Source organism: Desulfovibrio sp. (assembly GCF_034006445.1).
Taxonomy (GTDB): Bacteria; Desulfobacterota; Desulfovibrionia; order Desulfovibrionales; family Desulfovibrionaceae; genus Desulfovibrio.
In genome coordinates this window covers 78,219-98,836 of record NZ_JAVESS010000007.1, presented here as the reverse complement: position 1 = coordinate 98,836, position 20,618 = coordinate 78,219, and the positions used below count along the sequence as shown (strand labels likewise).

Sequence of the window (20,618 nt, the reverse complement as noted above, 5' to 3'; positions counted from 1 at the left end):
GCATACCCGCCGCGCACAGACCGGCAGTGAGGGCTGATTCGAACATATAGCCCGAAAGCCGCGTATCCTTGCCGATAACCACCTTGTGCTGATGCTGCCCCCGCCGGAAGCGCACCCCGGCGGCCAGGCCCAGGCGCAAGGCCACATCCACGGTCATCGGATAATTATTGACCGTGCCGCGCAAACCATCGGTGCCGAAAAGACGATCGGCCATGCCATCTCCTTATGGCCGCAAAGCGGCCTCCAACCCCCTGCAACCTGCCGGGAGGCCGGACTATTTTTTCTTACGGCTTATCGTAACTTCTTCTGTGCCAGGGTTCAAGAGCGTCATGCCTTCCGGCAGGCGAAAGCGTATTTCAACCTTACGGCTCTCCCCTTCGGCCATATCGGGCGGGCTGACCGTGGCTTCCAGCTGCTTGAGGTACTGGGCATTTTTGACCAGAGCCTCCGGCACCTCAATGTGCACGCTGACTTCCGCTGGCGTCACCGTGAACTGACGGTGGTTTTCAGCCAGAACTTCCACCTTGCAGCTCCGCGTCACTTCAGCGCGGCCGCTTGTGATACTGTACTGCACCTTGACCGTCGGCGGTATGGGTGTGACAAGCCCTGGCGTATCCAGCGTCACCACCTGCTGCACAGTGCTGCCGGCGGCCTTGGGGTCAGCCTGGATGGGCACGGGCACGCTGGCTATGTCTTCCACCATGGCCTCAGGCCCGCGCAAGGTGACGTTGGCCGGAGTGACGCTGACGTTTTCCACCGTCAGCGCGCCGTTGCTCAAGGACGAACCCACCGCAACGCGAACCGGCACCGAGCGCTCTATCAGATTGTCAGCCTTAACCACAATACGCGGCGGCTGCACGTCAATGAGCTCAAAAGCGCGAAAGCCCGGCCCCAGGTGTTCGGCGGTCAGGGGCACCACAGTAACGCCTTTTTTGATATGGGAAAGGTCAACAGCCTGAATCAGCTTGCCCTGCGTCACGGACCGCAACAGGGTTTCCGGCCCGCGCAGGCGAACCAGAACCTTGTTTATGAGGCCATCGGTAATCACGAGATTGGCCGGTATGCCGTAGTAGTCCAGGGTTACTTCAAGCTGGGCTTCAACGCGATCACGCACGCTGACCACGTACCACATGCTCACGGCGGCCAGCACGGCCACCAGCATGGACATAAGGTGCGGCGAACGCCGGGAAAGCCTAGAGGACGTCATTGAGAACCTCACGCAAACGGGCCGCATCCAGGGCGCGCATAAGTTCGCCCTTCATGGCCACAGAAATTTCGCCCCGCTCTTCTGACACCACAACGGTGACAGCGTCCGTTTCCAGCGTCACTCCGAGAGCCGCCCTGTGGCGGGTGCCGAAGCTCTGCCCCTTGGCCTCTGCCAGGGGAAGGATGCAGGCGGCGGCCATGAGCCTGCCGTTGCTGATGACCACAGCGCCGTCGTGCAGAGGGGCTTTGGGATAAAAAATGTTCATGAGCAGTTGCCGTGAAAGCTGCGCGTCAACGCGCACGCCTTCGCGCTTGATCATGTCGCCAAGGCGCATGCTGCGCTCAACCACAATAAGCGCGCCCACACGCAGGCGGGCCATTTCCACGCAGGCCATGACCACTTCTTCCACGCCGTCCTTGAGAAGCTGCTTTCGGCGGAACAGACGTCGTGTGCCCATTTCGCCCAGAGCCTGCCGGATGTCGGACTGAAAAATGACCACAATAAGGATGAAAAGGGAACTGAAGATGTGCTGCAAAAGCCAGTTCAGTGTATACAGCCCCATGGCCTTGGCAAAAAAGAACAAAAGGGTCAGCACGCCAAGGCCGGTCAGCACCGCCAGGGCGCGTGAACCGCGCACCAACTGGATAAGCTGGTACAAAAGCACGCTGACCACGCCTATATCCAGAAGATCGCGCCATTCAATGGGTATATTGTCCAGCACCGTTTATGATCCTTGACCTGAAGATATCAGAGCTTATATGGCCGCGCCCGCCTGGCCTTGACGCCGGGCAGTTCGGGCCTTCCGTTTTCACACTTTCTTGTCTCAACGACAGCCTGCTGTTCAGCCCTGCCGGGCGACCTGCCGTGTATGCCGCCGGCGGCGTTCCTTGTCCAGATACATGGCCCTGTCGGCCCGCGAGAGCAACTCGTCAAGCGTTTTCCCGCTTTCAGGATACCCTGCCCTGCCCACGCTGAAAAGGATAGGTTCGGCCAGCCCCTCATGGGGCAGGCCCCTTGCCAGCGTTGCGGCGGCCCTGTCCAGCCCGGCAGTCATTTGCATATCTGTGTCTGTGCTGAACAGCACCAGAATGAATTCATCGCCGCCCATGCGGGCAAACACGCTGCCTTGCGGCGCAACGGACTGTATGACAGCCGCGAAATGTTGCAATACTCGGTCACCAGCATTATGTCCATAGGTATCATTAATATCTTTAAAACGATCTAAGTCCAGATAATACAAGACGATTTTTTCATCTTGCCAATCCGCCCCACGGGTCGCCATGGTATGAAAAAGTCCGCGTCTGTTGAGGGTGCCGGTAAGCGTATCGTTATACACCATTTCTTCAAGGCGGCAGTGGGCTTCAGCCAAATGACGGTTTTTCTGGGCAAGCGAGGCAAGCAAAAGACTGAGCAGCGCGGCGGAAAAAATATAGAACCAGTTTTCAAAAAACCCGTGCCATGGTTGATTATAGGAGATGCGAAACTGCCAGTTGGCGTCAAATATCTGTAAGGGCATGTTCAGATGCGGCGCGTCTTCATCAAAAGGACGGGCGCTGGCAGCAATGGGCCTCCACTCCTCCGTGTGGCGGTCAAAACTCAGGATATCATAGCTCAAACCCTGCTTTTCAATGAGGCCAAGGTTGGCAACATCAAGCAGCTGTGGAAAACCGAGCGCAATAAAGGCCGTGCCCCAGAACTGCCCCTGATGGGCATCATCCTTCAAAAACACCGGCAGAATCCCCACCAGCGCCGTTGTGCCGTCAGGCAACTGCAGCGGGCCGAACACGCTGATGCCATTATGATCGTGGGCGGCGACAGAGGCTTCGCCATACGGAGAGTCGAGCAGGTTCATCCCCAACAGGGCTTCATGCCCCTTCAGGGGATACACATGGGATATGACCCCGGCAGGAGCCAGCGCCAGAACATCCGTGCTCCTGGTATGGGCCAGATACCGGGCAACGTCGTCAAAGTCGGCCACATGCCCGTCACTGTGGACAACAAGAGCGGCCAGGGCCCGCGTTTTGAACAGCAGACCGGAGATATCCCCCTTCAGATCATCCCTTTGCGCCAGGATGATATTTTCCAGACGGGAGAATTCCACCTGCGCCTGGCGCTGCACGAGAAAAAACACCGCCGCCAGGCAGCAACACAGGCTCGTCACAAATACCGTCAGGAAGGTTCCGGACTTTCGCGCGACATCGAAGGGCGTTTTTGGAGGGCGGCGGGCGCATGCCATGCTTTTACCCTGCTTGAGCAATAGAGCAGTTTACGAATGAAATGAGTTAAATGCTCTGCAAGGATTTTTCTGAAAATCCTTGCCACGAAATGCGAGTAGGCGGGCTTTTGCCTGCCGTACGCGAGCATTTCAAGTGTTAACTGCTCTAGTTGGCAGGTATTATACTCCACCAAAGGCTGTGGCCACCGCAAGCGCCTGCCTGGCGTCAGCCACATGGTGCACCCTGTGCCAGAATATGCCCCTGGCCCGCAAAAGCGCCGTGGCTGCCACAGTGGCCGCGCCACGACGCGCCGGGGGCAGCGACAGCAGGCCGCCGAAGACCGACTTCATGGACAGGGCCATGAGCACGGGCCTTCCAAAGCCGAGCCAGTCTTCAGGGTGCGCCAGCAGTTCGAGGTTGTGCGCCAGGGTTTTGCCAAAGCCTATACCGGGATCAAGCACAATGCGATCTTCCGGCAGCCCTGCCCGCACCAGCCGCGCGAGGTTGCGCTCAAAAAATTCCCGAACCTCACGCCGGACATCCTCATAGCGCGGATTGTGCTGCATGGTCTGCGGTCGCCCCTGGCTGTGCATAAGCACATAGCCCGGTTTGTACTGCACAAGCACGTCCAACAGACCGGGATCAAAGGCGCAGGCCGAAATGTCATTGATGATGACCGCGCCTTGCTCCAGAACAGCCGCGGCCGTGGCCGCGTGGTAGGTATCAACCGAAACCGTTGCCCAGGGGGCCTGATGGCGCAAGCCCATAAGCACGGGCGCAAGACGCTGAATTTCTTCATCCGGCGGCAACTCTGCAGCGCCTGGCCGTGAGGATTCTGCGCCAAGATCCAGAATGTCCGCGCCCTGCTCAAGCAGGATCAGGGCGTGCTCAAGACCGGCGGGCGGCATGTGATGCACGCCCCCGTCGTAGAATGAATCTGGCGTAAGATTGACAATACCCATAACGCCAAAGGGGGAAGGCGTCTTTAACGCCCGCCCCCCCTTAACGTACCAGGTTGCGTCCTCTACCGACGCCGCCGGGAATGCATTGTTCATTACTGCTGTCGCTTATTGTCGTCTTTTTCACCCTGATCTGCGGCGTCCTGGGGCCGGGATTCACCGCCCCCGGCCGATGTGGGCGCTTCATGCGGCGCGACGGAACCGTCCACCGGATCAGGCTCAAGAGTAAACTCGGCAGGCTTGCTGGTGGAAGCGCCCGTGGACGTTTCTGCGGCAGCACCAGCAGGAGCTTCGGCGCTCTTGCCCTTACCGTTGCCCTTGCTGGGACGGCTCGGCGCTTCGGAATACTTCATGGGCTTGCCATTGGTGTCCAGAGGCGGCAGTTCCTTGTCTTCCAGCAGAAGATCAAGCTCTTCGCCCGTGATGGTTTCGCGGTCAAGCAGGGCCTGCGCTATGCGGTGCAGTACTTCTTCATTGTTTTTAAGCAGTTCTGTACAGCGCGCGTGCGCTTCATCCACAATGCGCTTGACTTCGGAGTCAACCAGACGCGCGGTGCTTTCGCTGAAGTTCTTGTTCTGCACCCATTCGCGCCCGATAAAGACTTCTTCACCGGTTTCGCCGATGGCCAGCGTGCCCACGGCCTCGCTCATGCCCCACTCGCACACCATCTTGCGGGCCATACGCGTGACGCGCTCGATGTCGTTGGAAGCGCCGGTGGTGATATCGTCAAAAATAAGCTCTTCAGCCACCCGGCCGCCCAGCAGCACCACAAGGGTATTGCGCAGATACGAGCGCGAATAGCCGTGGCGGTCTTCTTCGGGCAGCTGCATGGTCACGCCAAGGGCGCGGCCACGCGGGATGATGGTCACCTTGTGCACAGGATCCGCCCCAGGCAGCAGACGGGCCACCAGGGCATGACCACCCTCATGATAGGCGGTGATGCGCTTTTCGTCATCGGACAGGATAAGGCTGCGACGCTCGCGGCCCATGAGCACCTTGTCCTTGGCGTATTCAAAATCGTGCATGTCCAGTCTGTCCTGATTCAGCTTGGCGGCCTGCAAAGCCGCTTCGTTGACCAGATTTTCCAGGTCAGCGCCGGAGAAACCGGGTGTGCCGCGCGCCAGGACGTCAAGATCCACGTCGCCGGACAGGGGCGTGCGCTTGGTGTGGACTTCAAGGATGCGGCGCCTGCCACGCAGATCGGGCGTAGGCACGACCACCTGACGGTCGAAACGGCCGGGACGCAGCAAGGCCGGGTCCAGCACGTCGGGACGGTTGGTGGCGGCAATGAGGATGACGCCCTCATTGCTTTCAAAGCCGTCCATTTCAACCAGCATCTGGTTCAGGGTCTGCTCGCGTTCGTCGTGCCCGCCGCCGAGCCCGGCTCCACGCTGACGGCCCACGGCGTCAATTTCGTCAATAAAAATAAGGCAGGGGGCATTTTTTTTGCCCTGCACAAAAAGGTCGCGCACGCGCGAAGCGCCCACGCCCACAAACATTTCCACAAAGTCCGAGCCGGAAATGGAAAAGAAGGGAACCCCCGCCTCTCCGGCCACGGCACGCGCAAGAAGGGTTTTACCCGTACCGGGAGGCCCCACGAGCAAAACGCCCTTGGGGATGCGCCCGCCAAGACGGGTAAACTTTTTGGGATTGGACAAAAATTCCACAACTTCGGCCAGTTCGTCCTTGGCCTCATCAATCCCGGCCACATCGGCAAAAGTGACCCGTACGCTGTCCTGACTGAGCATGCGCGCTTTGGAACGGCCAAAATTCATGGCCTTGCCGCCGCCGCCCTGCATCTGGCGCATAAAGAAAATCCACACGCCCACAAGAAGCAGCATGGGGAACCACGAAACCAGCAGGGTCATATACCAGGGCTGTTCTTCAGGCGGCTCTGCCTTGACTTCCACCTTTTTTTCAATAAGGCGGTTGACGAGCCCCAGATCCTGCGGAGCATATGTCTGAACAGTTTTGCCGTCTGATGTTTTGCCTGTAAGCGTGTGGCCTTGCATCGTAACGGACAGTATCTGCCCGCCTTCGACCTGATTCAGAAAGTCTGAATAAGGCACCCGTTGCATTACGCCCTGCGGCTGCTGGAACATATTAAAAAGCATAACCATCGCCAGGACGATAATAGCCCATAGCATCAGGTTGCGACTCATCTGGTTCAACATTGCCTCCATTACGTTTTCCGCGCGCAGCAACGCACGGCCAGGACCCGGACATAGGCCCACGCAAGCAGAGAAATACTACCTGCGCATAGCCGCTGTCAAATGGACGGACTCCACGTTCACCGGCATAACCTTTTTTCACATATAATGCCTGCTTATGGTTTGGCAATGGCAAAAAGACTCTTTGGAAATATCGCACCTTCCACTTGCGGGCTTTTTCATTTTCGCTTAACATACAGGATATTACGCGGAGACGTTTCGTCACCGGTGTGGCGCCCGGTCTTCAAAACCGGTGGCAGGCTTTACGGTCTGTGGTAGGTTCGACCCCTATACGTCTCCGCCAAATGCTCTTTTGCAGTCCACGGGCTGATGCAGGCCAAAGCCTGCAAAGCTGTTAGTTCTACCCCGTTTTCTCCCGTTTATTTCCTGGTCCTGCCAAGAGATCACCACCCCTTTGAGCCTTTGCTTAAAGGGGTGTTTTTTTGCTTTTTGCCAGATGTCAGCACCAGGCCATTACCGCCCTGCCCGCTTCTCACGCGTCTCTTACTTTCCAGGCTCATCTGCATTGATGTTCTCTTGTAGCTGCATCATGTATTCCTGTGGCACGTCATAATATTTTATTTTTTACTTTTATCAGCTAAAATAACACAAATATTCTTTTGTGTATTTTTTTATGAAAATTCAACAGACACTATTATTTCAATTACCATTTAAAAGTATAATACTTTTACAATTATACACACATATACCATCTGCAACTCAAACATATAAATCACTGGTAACAGCATAACTAATTTTTTTTACATGCAAGTATGTCATGCGCCATGAAAAGATGATTTCATTTAATGAAACAGCTTAATATAACATACTTTTTTACAATATAGTTACATGCCTCCCAGCGTTGACATGACACGCTTTTCTTATACCCTACAACCACACCACTATGATGCCAGGAGCTATTATGGACAGAAGATTTTTCCTTCAATTATCCGCCATTGCAGCTGCCAGCTCATTGGTAGGATGGAAATTCGCAGGGGCAGCCCCCAAATCGGAAGACGGCGTCTACGATGCCATTGTTGTTGGAGCGGGATTGGGAGGATTGACCTGCGCCGGCTACCTGGCAAAAAACGGATTCAAGGTACTGTTGCTTGAACAGTATGAGGTGCCTGGGGGCTATGCCACGTCATTTCTGCGCGGGTCGGACAAAGGCGATTTCTTGTGCGAGGTTTCTCTGCATTCTTCCGTGCTCGCCTCTGGAGACACCAGAGCGCTGTTGGAAGACCTCGGCATCTGGAACAAGCTGGAACTGCTCGACCATCCGCACGCATGGTCTTCACGGTTCCCTGGTCTTTCGGTGGATATTCCCGCCAAATGCGGCCTCAAGGGTTTTGAACGGCAGATGGCGGACATGTTCCCGGCCGAGCGCCAGGGGCTGACTGCCTATTTTGCGATGTGGCAGAAGGTCATGGATGAATGTGCAGCTCTGGAAAAAGGGCTGTCCGCATCGGACGAAGCGCGCTTTCCGCAATTATTTCCTACACTGTGGGACATCAAGGACAAGACGGTGGGGCAGCTTTTGGACAAGCACATACATGACCCCCGGCTCAAGGCGCTGCTGGGGCAGAGCTGCAGCTACTACGGCCTGCCGCCCTCGCGTCTCTCGGCTTTCTACTACCTCGACCCCACGGGCGACTATATTGAAAACGGCGGTTCCTATATCAAGGGCACGTCGCAGTCATTGTCCAACGCTCTGGCCGGGGTCATCACGGATGCCGGTGGCGAGGTGCGCTATGGCGCCAGGGTAGAATCCATAATGCTTGCCAATGGAAAAGCGACAGGGGTCAAAACCGCCGACGGACGGGAATTCAAGGCAAAGGCCGTGGTCTGCAACGCCAGCGCGCCGCAGGTTTTCAACAAGTTCCTGCCGCAGGGAAGCGTCGCCAAAGAATATGCCGACAAACTGGATACCTATACCTTCAGCCCCGGCAGCGTCATTGTGTGGCTTGGGCTTGACCGGGACATTACCAAGCAGTTCCCGCATCCCGAAGTTTCCTACTACGCCAGCCTGGACCTGGACGCCAATTACAAAGAAGCCATGCAGGCCCATTTTGACAAGTCAGGCTTTTCGATCATGGTATACGACAATCTTCAGCAGGGATTTTCCCCTGAGGGTTGCTCAAGCCTGAGCATAGTGGCCAGTTGCTCGCAAGACGTATGGAAGGACATGGAGGCGGACTACCTGGCTGGCAACAGCCCCGCCTATACCAAAAAGAAACAGGAATTGACCGACCTGCTTATCGCTCAGGCCGAAAAACTGGCCATTCCCGGTCTTTCCAGCATGATTATCATGAGCGAAAGCTCCACACCATTGACCAATTACCGCTTCACGCTCAACCCTGGCGGCGCGCTCTATGGGTACAACCAGAGTGTCGACAACTCCTTCATGACCCGTTTGCCCAACAAAACAAAGGTGCCGGGCGTGTATCTTGCCAGCGCCTGGGGTTCGCCGGGCGGAGGTTATGGTGGCGCGCTGGTGGGCGGCAAGGCAGCCTTCAAGGAAGTGACGGACTATTTGTCCCAACAAGGGTAGCAAAACGGCAAGAGCGTCATTTCAATGCAAACCAGAAGCGGACGCTCCTGCTTCATCCACGGGACATAAGTAACAAGGAAAGGGCGCTGTTAAGCGCCCTTTCCTTGTACATTCCTTCCACAATTTTCAGGCTTATACCGAACTTGATTTTTTCATTTCTTCCATCAGGCCATTGAGCACGTCAGCCTGGGTGGAAACCTCCTGCACGGCCTTGGCAGACTCGTGCATGATGTCGACCACTTCGCCGGAGATGCCGTTGATATTCGTCAGCGAGCGGTTAATTTCCTCGGACGTGGCAGACTGCTGCTCGGCGGCCGTGGCAATGGCGTGCACCTGATCAGCCGTGACGTCAGCCATGTTGACGATTTCCTGCAAGGCTGTGCCCGTCAGGTTGACCAGGTGGGTCGCCTCTTCAATGGAGACCACAGCCTCATCCATCTGACTGGTGCTTTCCCTGGCCGAAGCCTGGATGGCCGCGATTGTCCGCCCCACTTCCGTGGTGGAGGCCATGGTTTTTTCTGCCAGCTTGCGCACTTCGTCAGCCACAACGGCAAAGCCCCGTCCGGCGTCGCCAGCGCGGGCCGCCTCAATGGCGGCGTTCAGGGCCAGCAGGTTTGTCTGGTCCGCGATGTCGGAGATGACGCCCATAATCTGGGTAATGCCCTTGGCGTCATCATCCAGTTGCGCCATATTCTGACGCAGCTTGAGCGATTGCTGGCGCACGGTTTCCATGCTGTTAATGGCGTCATGCACAACGGAAGCGCCGCTGCCCGCCTTTTCACGGGTGGCCCCGGAGGCGTCGGAGGCCTGCCCCGCGTTTTTGGCCACTTCCAGCACGGTGGCGTTCATTTCTTCCATGGCGGTTGCGGTTTCTGTAATATGCGATGCCTGCTGGTCCGCTCCGCGTTCGGCCCGAAGCACGTGCCCCTCAAGCGTCTGCGTGGTTTCGCCCATGGCTTTCACCACACCCTCAAGCTGGGCCGCCGCCGCCAGCATGCCTTCAGCCTTGGCCCGCTCGGCCCTGATCTTGGCCTCTTCGGCCTGTTCCATGGCCACATGGGCTTTTTCCGATTCTTCATGAGCGCGCTGGCTGGCCTGTTCGGACTGGCGCAGCATCTTTTCCAGATTGGCGATCATTATATTGAGGGACGTACACAAGGCCCCCAGTTCGTGTCGCATGCCCGTGAGCTGCGGCACGTCCAGCCTGCCGGAGGCAACATTGTTGGCATAGTTGATGAGCGTTTTGATGGGCCCGTTGATGGAGCGTATGACCAGAACAACCATAACCAGAATCAGCAGCACCGCTCCGCCCATGACACTATACAGACGGGTGAGCGTGGCGGATGCCTGCGCGTAGGTCTGGTTCATGTTTTTTTCCAGCGCGGCGAATTCTATATCGCGTACGTTGGCCATGGTATCGATGATCGCCGTCATGTTCTTGAAGAACACCTCGCCGGAAACACCAAAATTGCCTTCACCGTAGTGGGCCAGCACGACGTAAAATGCCTTGTCGGCGTCCTGCCAGGGCTGGGAGTTTTGCATGGCGTTCAGGATTTGCCGCCCTTCGGGCACCAGAACCATTGTTTTGGAAAAAACATTGGCATCCATCTGTGCCTTGAGCGCCACCAGGCGCTGGAAGGTTTCCAGCGTTATGCCCTTGTCTGCGGTGAGTACGCCGGAAAGAGCGGCGCGCAACCGGCCAGCGCTTTCTTTGGCGTTTTCCAGCAGCTCCACTGTGGTAAATATTTTGTCGATGCCGAGAAAACTGCGCAGATTGGCAACGGTTTTCTCATGTTCCAACAGACGGGCAATGAGCCCGCCATAGTCCGCCAGCAAATCTGCGAGGTTGCCGCCCTGCTCCACCTTCTGCCTAACGACCGCCACCTCTTTGAGCGTGGCATTGAAATCCTGCGCCTGCCCGGCGCTCAGAGAGGCCGTGCTGATGACTGCGGGCAATTCGGCCAGGATGGCGTCCACTTGTCCACGCTGCCTGTCCATGCCGCTTCTGCTCGCGCCAGACCGAAAGGCGCTGGTCAGGCCGCGCTCCTTCTGTAGCTCGTGGATGAGCCGCGAAACGGGAATAAACAGATCAATATTATGCCTGATTTCAACAATGGTGCTTTTTTCATTGCTCCAGATACGGGCGTACATGACGCTTACAACCAGAAAGGCCAGCAAAGGAACACAACTGATGCACAAAAGCTTATGTGAAATTTTCATGTCTTCATCCTGGAGAGAGTATTGCTTTCTAAATCGGTCGATTCTTTTAAAGGATTAGAGCCATCAATGCATTGCATGGTGTTTTCCGTGTAATATACCTTATTCGAAACAAGAAAACCTATACATATATACACAACACACATTATTGATGAAAGTGTTATCAGATAGAGAGTTTATCACACTATACCAGATCATGAAACACTATTTTTAATACAGTAAAAAAACATGGTTTTACACCATAGCATAGTATTCATTCCAGTTGCGTCGATCACATGTGTCCTCAAAAGACCCGCCTGCTGTCGTGTTGAACAGCCAGGTTCCTTCATAAAGGCCATTGCAGACAATGCATAAAATATATGTTGCGCCTACAACATCAGGCATGCATTGACTCGTGAATAATCACGAAATCACTGACAAAAGCTTTGAAGCTGCATTAACGCACGCAATGTGATATATATAATGACATTTTAGTAGAAAACAGTGTATAGACAAATTAGTTCCACGAACCCGCACCAGTATTCATTGTTGTTCTATCTTGCAAACCATCATTAAACGAAATACACTTTTAGAGCAGGCTATAAGGCTACAATACCCCATCCTCGCGAGTTTTTATGTACACAGAATCCAAGACACGATCCCTGACCTTCCTTTCCCTGCTCTGCTTTGCTCTGGCCGACGTGCGTGACGGTTTGGGGCCGTTTTTTGGAGTTTTTTTGCAGGGCAAGGGCTGGCTGCCGGATGAAATCGGGTATGTCATGACAGCCGGAGGCCTTGCTGGCATGTTTTGCACCACCCCATTGGGCGCGCTGGCAGACAGGGCCGACAAAAAACGGCTGCTCCTTGGCGCTACGGTTATTCTGATCGTGGTGGCTTGCGGCGGTATCTTTTTATGGTTCAACACCTTTTCAGTCTGGACGTCCAGAATATTGCACGGCGCGCTGGCAGCCGCCATTGCTCCGACCCTTTCCGGCATAACCCTGGGCATGGTCGGCCAGAAGGGCCTACCGGCACGCCTTGGCAAAAATGAGGCGTGGAACCATTTTGGCAACGGCGCTACGGCTGTTCTCGGAACCGTTGTCGGCTATTACTACGGCATTCCTGGCGTCTTTTTTGTCATGGCAGTCATGGGCATGCTCTGCATCATGTGCCTTGGAGGCATCAACCCCGCGCACATTGACAATGCAACGGCGCGCGGTCTTGAAGAAAATCAGGGAAAACCCGATGCCGCCCCCATACCCCTGCGGGTACTTTTTTCAGACCGCGCCCTGCTGGCCATAGCCATCACCCTGGCGTTTTTTCATCTCGGCAACGCGGCCATGCTTCCCCTTCTGGGACAATCGGCCGTCGCCCGTTTTGACGTGAACCCCGCGGCATACACAGGGGTGACCGTGATCATCGCCCAGGTGACCATGATAGCCACAGCGCTTCTCGGTTCCTGGATAGCGCTTCGGCGCGGTTATGGCATGCTGTTCTTGATTGCATTGCTGGCGCTGCCGGTGCGGGGCCTTGTGGCCGGCTTTTACGACAGCCCCTGGAGTGTTGTGCCAGTACAGATTCTGGACGGTATAAGCAGCGGCCTGATGGGCGTTGCCACGCCGGGCATTGTGGCCAGAATCTTGCGCGGCAGCGGCCACGTCAACCTGGGCCTGGGCTTCGTGCTTACCATTCAGGGACTCGGCGCGGCGTTCAGCACTACGTACGGAGGCCTGTTCGCACACTATATCAGCTACAGTGCGGCGTTTTTGGCCCTGGCCGTGGCTCCCTGCATGGGACTGACGGTTTTTGCTTTAGCGAGCAGGCGGTACCGCTCGCTTGCGGACGCGGCCACGGCGTTCAACTGACGCACTGTGCCGGCGCGGCCAAACCGAACCCGAAAAACAGCGCCCCCAAACGATTTGTAACGATACACTTTGATACATTTTGTGGGGGAGAGACCCTTTCGCAAATTTTCATCATTTTTCTCAGCAAATTAATGCTGCTGCCTTGGGCAACAAACAATATTGAACTATCTATTGGCAACTGCTATGCTTGGTATGAGTCCTTTTTGGGGAGGAGGCATCGGTCTGACCGTTTTGCAACACGAAAACATACCATGCGGAGTTAACTATGGAACGAATTCTGCCCGAACTTCCCTATGCCATGAACGCCCTTGCGCCCGCCATTTCGCAGGAAACCCTGGAATATCATTATGGCAAACACCACAGGGCCTATGTCACGAATCTGAATAATCTTCAGGAAGGCACAGACTACAAGGACATGCCGCTGGAAGAGATTATCAAAAAAGCTCCGGATTCGCCCATTTACAACAATGCCGCGCAAGTATGGAATCATACGTTTTTCTGGAACTGTATGAAGCCCAATGGCGGCGGAAAACCCGAGGGCGCTCTGGCTGATGCCATTGCCGCACAATGGAAAAGCTTCGACAAATTCAAGGAAGAATTTTCGGCCAAGGCCGCTGGCAATTTTGGTTCAGGCTGGACATATCTTGTTAAAAAACCCGGCGGCGCGCTGGAAATCCAGAATCTGGGGGCCGCAGGCAACCCGCTGCGCACCGGCGATACCCCTGTCATGACCATTGATGTATGGGAACATGCTTATTATATTGACTATCGGAACGCCCGCCCCAAGTTCATCGAAGCTTTTTTGGAAAAGCTGGTTAACTGGGAATTCGCAGCCAAAAATTTCAAAGGCTGACCTTCCCGAGACGATCTGAAAAAGGGGGCACGCTTGTCATGCCCCCTTTTTGGGTTTGAGCATTGTACCTTTGAAAAAGCGAAAATGCTCTAACGCTGCCTTCTTGTACCGCCTTGAAGCATATGCCTTTTTCAAAGGTAAAATGCCCCGATCCACACCTGCCATCCCGCAATTATACCTAATCAAACATCAGTTGCGTAAAAGCACCTGTATGCCCCAGGAGAATCCATATATGAAAAACATTCTCGGCCTTGTTCTCACCGCCGCCCTTACCCTCTGCGCCACCCTTGCCCTGGCCAACGAGGTGAAAACTCCCCATTTTTCCATCACGCTCCCCGCTGACTGGACGCAGCCCAACGAAATCATCAGCCAGCAGGGTTCCAGCGTTGCCTTGTTCCAGAACACCACAGACGGCACCGCAGTGACCGTTACCGTTGTCGATACCCCCATGAGCGCCAGGGATGTGGCCGAACAGACCGTCAAAGGCATGCAGAGCGGCGGCATTGCCGCCAGCGCCCCCCACGAGGAAAACGGCTTCTACGTGTCGAGCTTCGAACAGGACGGGGCCAAGGGCGTCTCGTACTTTGGCTCCAACGGCAAGACCTTTGCGGTGACCTCCATTGTCGGCCCTGACCTGAACACGGGAAAAAACCTGCTCAAGAATCTCAAGATCACTGACGCAAAGCTTATCCCCGCGTTTTAGGCCTCAGGACTACGTCACGTTCAAATCGTGTGGGGGGTGAGGGAGAAATGCCTTGTGGGGGAGGGACCCTTTTGCAAAAGGGTCTCCTCCCCCACGCCCCCACCCCCTAAAACTCTTATTCGGGAGCGACCTGACCGTGAAAGCATACCCGCCTGCCTGCGACAACATGCGGCAGCAACGGGCCAGCACACGCCAGAAAAGGCGTGCCACATTGATGGAAATGATGAAAGCCGCTGGCATCGGGTTGCAGATCTTGCAGAGCGGCCATGCAGCCAGCACTGAAAAACAGCCTTTCCAGGCGGGCATGCTGCGGCTGCCGACACCAAGAGAACCCCGGTCTTGACAGGGGTTCTCTTGGTGTCGGCAGCGTCAGGCACGCAAAAGCCCCGGGCCAAGACCCGGGGCTTACGTAAAACCGGTTAAAAGTCGTTCGATCCGGCCTGTTAGGCAGACTTATTGTGATCGTTTCCGTTATTGCGAGCGGTTATGTCAATTTCATCCGGCTCAGTGGTCGCCTTTTTGAAATTTTTGATAGCCCTGCCAAGTCCGCCGCCTATTTCTGGCAATTTTTTAGAGCCAAACAACAACATTACCACTACCAGCACGACCAGCAAATGCTGTATACTCAATGCGCCCATAAAAACCGTCCTTCCTGTTAAAGGCCGTAAGTGGACTGCCGGAGCAGCCCCCTACATTCAGCCATTTTCAAGATTATACTCTCTCGCGAAACAAAAGCAAACAGCCAGAAACCATTGATTATAGCCTACTTCTGATTTTTTTATACGCGCCGGGGCTGAAAAACGTATATTCGCCCGTATGATACTCATTGTGTATTGCCCCATATGAGGCTATATTTTTTCCCACGAAATTTTCTTCCGTTAAAATCTTATCTCAGGAACAGCATGACCGCATCGTTTGAAGATCTGGGTTTATCCCGCGAATTATTGAAAGCCGTTGAGGATCTGGGCTTTGAAGAGCCCTCCCCCATTCAGATATTGGCCATTCCCTCTTTGCTTGCAGGCCGGGACGCGCTTGGTCAGGCACAGACAGGCACCGGTAAAACGGCAGCCTTTGGCCTGCCCATTCTTGAAAAACTGACGTCCGGCAAAAACGTGCAGGCCCTGGTGCTTTGCCCCACGCGCGAACTGGCCATTCAGGTGTCAGAAGAACTGAACAAGCTCGCCGCCCGCAAGCGCGGCATCGCCATTCTGCCCATTTATGGCGGCCAGCCCATTGAACGGCAGCTTCGCGCCCTGACCAAGGGTGTGCAGGTCGTGGTGGGCACGCCGGGCCGTATTATGGACCACCTGAAGCGTGGCACCCTGAAGCTCGACACCATCCGCGTGGCCGTGCTGGACGAAGCCGACGAAATGCTGGACATGGGCTTTCGTGAAGATATTGAGGCCATTCTGGAGCAGACCCCGGCAGATTGCCAGCGTGTGCTGTTTTCAGCCACTGTGCCCGGCCCCATCCGCGAACTGTGCAAGCGCTTTTTGCGCGACCCTGAAATGCTCACCGTCGCCCAAAAAATGCTTACGGTTCCCGCCATTGAGCAGGTCTATTACGAAGTGCGGCCGCACCAGAAAATGGACGCGCTCTGCCGCCTGCTCGATTCGCAGGGCTTTCGCAAGGCTCTTGTTTTCTGCTCCACCAAGCGCAGCGTTGACGAGGTCACCCTGCACCTGCAACAGCGTGGCTATCAGGCAGACGGCCTGCACGGCAACCTCGCCCAGTCGCAGCGTGACCGCGTGATGCAGCGCTTCCGCTCTGACGGCCTGGACGTGCTTGTGGCCACGGACGTGGCGGCGCGCGGCCTTGACGTGGATGACGTGGACGCTGTCGTCAACTATGACATCCCCCACGATGTGGAAAAATACGTACACCGCATCGGCCGCACGGGCCGCGCTGGCCGCGTGGGCAGCGCCTTCACCTTTGTGACCATGCGCGAACACTACAAGATGCGCGACATCATCCGCTGCACCAAGGCCCGCATCACCGAGGGCCGCCTGCCAAGCCTGCGGGATGTGGACAGCATCCGTACTTCCCGCTTGCTGGATGAAGTCAAACAGACCGTTGAAAGCGGCACCCTTGAGCGCTGGCTGGTACTGGTGGAAGATTTCTTGTCCGCACAGTTTCCTGACGGCGAAGTCACCAACCGCGACATATCTGCGGCCCTGCTCAAACTTTTGATGCAGAGGGATTTTGGCGATCAGGACAAGCCCCTTGAACAGGACCCCCTGGCCATGATGCCCCGCCGTCCGTCAAACGAGCCGTCCGGCAGGCGTGATGGGGACAGGCCCGACACGCGGTCGCCACGGCGCGAAAATGACGGCCCCATGACAAAGATCCACGTCAATGTCGGCCACATGCACAAAGCCAGCCCCCGCGAGCTTGTCGGCGCCATCACTGGCGAAACGGGCATTTCAAGCCGCAACATCGGCGCCATCAGCATCCAGAAAGGCTTCAGCCTTGTGGAGATATCCTCGGATCTGGCGGAAGATGTGATGACCGTGCTCAACAAGGGCGTGTTCATCGCCGGAACGCGCGTGGTTGCAAAAATCGACAGCGGCAGACCGGGAACACCCCGGCCCCGCAAGCCCGGCGCAGCGGTGGGTTCACGCCGCCAGCCGCCAGCCCGGTACACCAAAAAGCCGCGTGGCTTTCTGGGCGACCGCGACGATTAACAGTTCAGATTACCTTGAGAGCATCTAACCTTTTTTAAAGGGAAGCACTGAGTAAAGAGCCTCTTGGAAACGCGCAGTTATTTCGTTTGGCAAGGCGCTATCTTTTTTGGAGCAGGAGTGGACTCTTCCGTCCTCGACTGTTTCAAAAAAAGTGAAGCAAGTCCGCCAAACGGAATAAATCAGCGTTTCCAAAGATAAAATGCTCTGGCGCAACCGCCCCGCTGACGCATATACAGGCCGTCCGTTCACCGCTGTGTGAACGGACGGTTTTGCCGTTCATGCGCTGCGCTCCAGCAGACCTCCACACACCCCGTACGGCCCGCCACACACGGCAACGCAATACACGGCCACACCCACGAGCGGCCCGCGCGTTTCTCTTCCTTCCGCTGTGGCTGTCTGTCCGCCCCACACGTTTTCCCTGAAAATACCCTGGCGGCTGCTTGCCGTCATTGCGGTGCCAGGCACATTGAAAATACTTACACTTCCAAAGGTAATATGGTATGGTGGCTTCAGACTGTGCATTGGCTTGCAGGCAACGGCATGAACGCCGCTTGCATCCGCGTGCGCGGCCATCTTGTCAGGCGGATGGCATGAGATGTCGGGCAGTGCCAATACATTAGAGCATTTAACACTTGAAATGCTCGCGTACGGCAGGCAAAAGCCCGCCTACTCGCATTTCGTGGCAAGGATTTTCAGAAAAAATCCTTGCAGAGCATTTAACTCATTTCATTCGTAAACTGCTCTAGCACAATGCCACATAAACTGTAATAAACCAGCATGTTATCATATTCATTGCACTTTGCAGGAACCTGATTTTTCTCAAATTTGCCGCGCGTTAAAATTGCATACAGACAATAGCTTGTATTAAAAGGTAGTTATATATTTTTTATGTGCTCTATAGAGCCTGCCATGTGTCGCCAGCGAACAACTGCTCGTAACAGACAGTTATCAAGTTTACCATAAGGAGTGGACTCATGAAACGTGGTTTAATGACCAAAATGATCCTTTTTATCCTTGTTCCGGCGATTCTTGGTCTGGTACTGCTTGCAGGCATGAGTTACAAGATGTCAGAAAAAATCCTGCGCTCGCAGATTGAAACTGATATGACAACTGTGCTGCAGACACAGGCGTCCGGCATACACGCCGTTATTATGGGATTGAGAGAGTCCCTTGCCATTGTGTCCCAGAACAACAGAATTACGCAGTACATCAATCTCTACAATACCGGCGCGCCAGATGTCCTTTCCTCACCGCAGGCTGCAGCGGTGGACAACGCCTTGCGCGAATTCACCGAGGTCAGCAAGAACATCACCTACAGCGCGCTTATCGCCCCAGACGGAAAGGTGCTCGCCCACCATGTGAGCGGGCAGAGCGGCCCCAGCAAGACCGTCGGGACGGATTTTTCCAAGCGCCCCTATTTTTCCGCAGCCTTGAAGGGCGGCACCGGCATCGCGGACGTGGTCAGCCTCACAACCGGGCAACTCACCACGGTTATTGCCCTTCCGGTCAAACGCGAAGGCCAGATCGTTGGCGTTGTCACCGTGGGCATTGACGACGCCAATCTCGCCAACGAAACGACCAATCTCGTCAAGGTGGGAACAAAGGGCTTTTCCTTTATTTATGACATGAACGGCAAGATGATCATGCACCCGGACCCCAAGGTGCGCACCCGCGAGGACGGTACGCTGGCCCATGTGCAGGAGATGATCAGCGCAAAGCATGGCCGCGTCACCTACACCGAGGCCAATGGCGAGGCCAAGGTCATCTATTTTCAGCAGTTGCCTCAAGAAAACTGGATTATCGGCCTTGAACTCGACCGTGACGAAGTTCTGGCGCCGGTGCAGCAATTGTTCACCAATGCCCTGCTGCTGGCCGGGGGCTGTGTGCTGATCGTGGGGTTCATGATCATTGTTTCAGCGCGCGGCATAGCGCGCATGGCGCGCGGTTTTTCCCGCATGGCCGAGGCCGTGGCCGGGGGGCGGCTGGATACGAACGCGGAAGAGAAACTTCTGCTCACGAACGCCCGAAACCGCAAGGACGAATTCAGCGTTCTTGGTCAGGGCATGGAACATATGGTGGGCAACATAAAAAACCTGCTTGAAGACAGCGCACAAAAAACCCTGGCCGCCGAACAGGCCGCTGATGCGGCACAACAAGCCACCGCACGGGCCGAAGAGGCGGCACAACGCGCCGAACGCGCCAAGCGCGAGGGCATGCTTGCCGCCGCCGGACAGCTGGAAGGGGTAGTTTCCATCATTTTCTCCGCCTCCAGCCAGCTTTCCGCCCAGATCGAGCAGTCCGACCACACGGCGGTGGGCTCGGCCCAGCGTCTGGGTGAAGCCGCCACAGCCATGAACGAAATGAACGCCACCGTGCAGGAGGTTGCCCGCAACGCCTCTGCCGCCGCGTCCGTGTCAGCCGAAACCAGGGCCAATGCCGAGGCCGGGGCAAAAATCGTACAAAGCGCCCTGCAAAGCATAGCTCAGGTACACAAGGTTTCGCTTGATCTCAAAGAAGACATGGCAAAGCTCAACGAACATGCGCAGGCCATCAACCGCATCATGAGCGTCATTTCGGACATCGCCGACCAGACCAACCTGCTGGCGCTTAACGCCGCCATTGAAGCAGCCCGCGCCGGTGATGCCGGACGGGGTTTTGCCGTGGTCGCCGATGAGGTGCGCAAGCTGGCCGAAAAAACCATGGCCTCAACCCACGATGTGGGCGGCGCCATTGGCGCCATACAGCAGAGCGTTTCCGAGAGCCTTTCCGCCATGGACAAGGCCCTGCACGAAGTGGAGACAGCCACCCTCTTTGCCAATCAGTCTGGCGACGCCTTACGGCAGATTGTCACCAATGTTGAAGCCTCGGCGGATCAGGTGGGCGCAATCGCCACGGCCAGTGAAGAGCAGTCCGCCGCCAGCGAGGAAATCAACCATTCCATAACGCAGGTCAACGAGATGTCCAACCAGACGGCCCAGGCCATGGGTGAAGCCGCGCAGGCCGTGGCCGAACTGGCGCGGCAGGCGCAAGCCCTGAACCAGCTTATCACGGAGATGAAACAGGGGTAAGGCGCAGACGGACAGCCCCGGGCCGTGCGTGGGCCAACCCGGAACCGCGCATGGCCAACCCTGAGCCCCCCATGGACTGGCTGCCCCGGGCCGCGCATGGCCAACC

General features: G+C 56.0%; 13 protein-coding genes, 1 tRNA gene and 1 pseudogene. 7 read left to right on the top strand and 8 right to left on the bottom strand.

Annotation, left to right across the window (positions count from 1 at the left end; genetic code table 11):
* The 6 genes and pseudogenes from glmM to ftsH form a co-directional block, all read right to left on the bottom strand.
* Nucleotides 1-214 (bottom strand): annotated as a pseudogene (glmM, locus tag RBR41_RS08570) (phosphoglucosamine mutase); the annotation flags it as partial.
* 60 nt (nucleotides 215-274) lie between these two features.
* A complete protein-coding gene (locus RBR41_RS08565) occupies nucleotides 275-1,207 on the bottom strand; it encodes a YbbR-like domain-containing protein (RefSeq protein WP_320352164.1) in 933 nt (310 codons plus the stop codon).
* Entirely contained in the window at nucleotides 1,194-1,925 is a 732-nt protein-coding gene (gene cdaA / locus RBR41_RS08560; protein ID WP_413785144.1) for a diadenylate cyclase CdaA, read from the bottom strand. Before cdaA ends, RBR41_RS08565 begins: the two co-directional genes overlap by 14 nt.
* A 123-nt stretch (nucleotides 1,926-2,048) precedes the next feature.
* The gene (locus RBR41_RS08555) at nucleotides 2,049-3,443 is read right to left on the bottom strand and encodes a sensor domain-containing diguanylate cyclase (protein WP_320352162.1); all 1,395 of its coding nucleotides are present in this window, start codon (nucleotides 3,441-3,443) and stop codon (nucleotides 2,049-2,051) included.
* Nucleotides 3,444-3,602: 159 nt separating this feature from the next.
* Nucleotides 3,603-4,385 carry a dihydropteroate synthase gene (folP, locus tag RBR41_RS08550; protein ID WP_320352161.1) on the bottom strand — a complete coding sequence of 261 codons (783 nt, stop codon included), beginning with the start codon at nucleotides 4,383-4,385 and terminating at the stop codon, nucleotides 3,603-3,605.
* A 92-nt stretch (nucleotides 4,386-4,477) separates the two neighbouring features.
* Complete coding sequence (ftsH, locus tag RBR41_RS08545) at nucleotides 4,478-6,553, bottom strand: ATP-dependent zinc metalloprotease FtsH (RefSeq protein ID WP_320352165.1); 2,076 nt, start codon at nucleotides 6,551-6,553, stop codon at nucleotides 4,478-4,480.
* A 249-nt stretch (nucleotides 6,554-6,802) separates the two neighbouring features.
* Here ftsH and RBR41_RS08540 point away from each other — a divergent pair.
* Nucleotides 6,803-6,896: transfer RNA gene (locus tag RBR41_RS08540), tRNA-Sec, on the top strand.
* A 618-nt stretch (nucleotides 6,897-7,514) separates the two neighbouring features.
* The gene (locus tag RBR41_RS08535) at nucleotides 7,515-9,143 is read left to right on the top strand and encodes an NAD(P)/FAD-dependent oxidoreductase (RefSeq protein WP_320352160.1); all 1,629 of its coding nucleotides are present in this window, start codon (nucleotides 7,515-7,517) and stop codon (nucleotides 9,141-9,143) included.
* A gap of 132 nt (nucleotides 9,144-9,275) precedes the next feature.
* On the opposite strand, the gene RBR41_RS08530 is transcribed toward RBR41_RS08535, so the two are convergent.
* The gene (locus RBR41_RS08530) at nucleotides 9,276-11,363 is read right to left on the bottom strand and encodes a methyl-accepting chemotaxis protein (RefSeq protein ID WP_320352159.1); all 2,088 of its coding nucleotides are present in this window, start codon (nucleotides 11,361-11,363) and stop codon (nucleotides 9,276-9,278) included.
* Nucleotides 11,364-11,974: 611 nt separating this feature from the next.
* Between RBR41_RS08530 and RBR41_RS08525 the strand changes: the two genes are divergently transcribed.
* The 3 genes from RBR41_RS08525 to RBR41_RS08515 all read left to right on the top strand — a co-directional run bounded on the left by RBR41_RS08525 (nucleotide 11,975) and on the right by RBR41_RS08515 (nucleotide 14,760).
* Nucleotides 11,975-13,204 (top strand): MFS transporter, encoded by a 1,230-nt coding sequence (locus RBR41_RS08525; RefSeq protein ID WP_320352158.1) that lies wholly within the window; start codon nucleotides 11,975-11,977, stop codon nucleotides 13,202-13,204.
* A 265-nt stretch (nucleotides 13,205-13,469) separates the two neighbouring features.
* Nucleotides 13,470-14,057 (top strand): superoxide dismutase, encoded by a 588-nt coding sequence (locus RBR41_RS08520; RefSeq protein ID WP_320352157.1) that lies wholly within the window; start codon nucleotides 13,470-13,472, stop codon nucleotides 14,055-14,057.
* A gap of 232 nt (nucleotides 14,058-14,289) precedes the next feature.
* Nucleotides 14,290-14,760 (top strand): hypothetical protein, encoded by a 471-nt coding sequence (locus tag RBR41_RS08515; protein ID WP_320352156.1) that lies wholly within the window; start codon nucleotides 14,290-14,292, stop codon nucleotides 14,758-14,760.
* 443 nt (nucleotides 14,761-15,203) lie between these two features.
* On the opposite strand, the gene RBR41_RS08510 is transcribed toward RBR41_RS08515, so the two are convergent.
* Complete coding sequence (locus RBR41_RS08510) at nucleotides 15,204-15,398, bottom strand: twin-arginine translocase TatA/TatE family subunit (RefSeq protein WP_291302907.1); 195 nt, start codon at nucleotides 15,396-15,398, stop codon at nucleotides 15,204-15,206.
* 264 nt (nucleotides 15,399-15,662) lie between these two features.
* Between RBR41_RS08510 and RBR41_RS08505 the strand changes: the two genes are divergently transcribed.
* Together RBR41_RS08505 and RBR41_RS08500 are read left to right on the top strand one after the other, a co-directional pair.
* The gene (locus RBR41_RS08505) at nucleotides 15,663-17,444 is read left to right on the top strand and encodes a DEAD/DEAH box helicase (RefSeq protein ID WP_320352155.1); all 1,782 of its coding nucleotides are present in this window, start codon (nucleotides 15,663-15,665) and stop codon (nucleotides 17,442-17,444) included.
* 974 nt (nucleotides 17,445-18,418) lie between these two features.
* On the top strand, nucleotides 18,419-20,512 hold the full coding sequence (locus RBR41_RS08500) for a methyl-accepting chemotaxis protein (RefSeq protein ID WP_320352154.1): 2,094 nt from the start codon (nucleotides 18,419-18,421) through the stop codon (nucleotides 20,510-20,512).
* Nucleotides 20,513-20,618 lie beyond the last annotated feature (106 nt).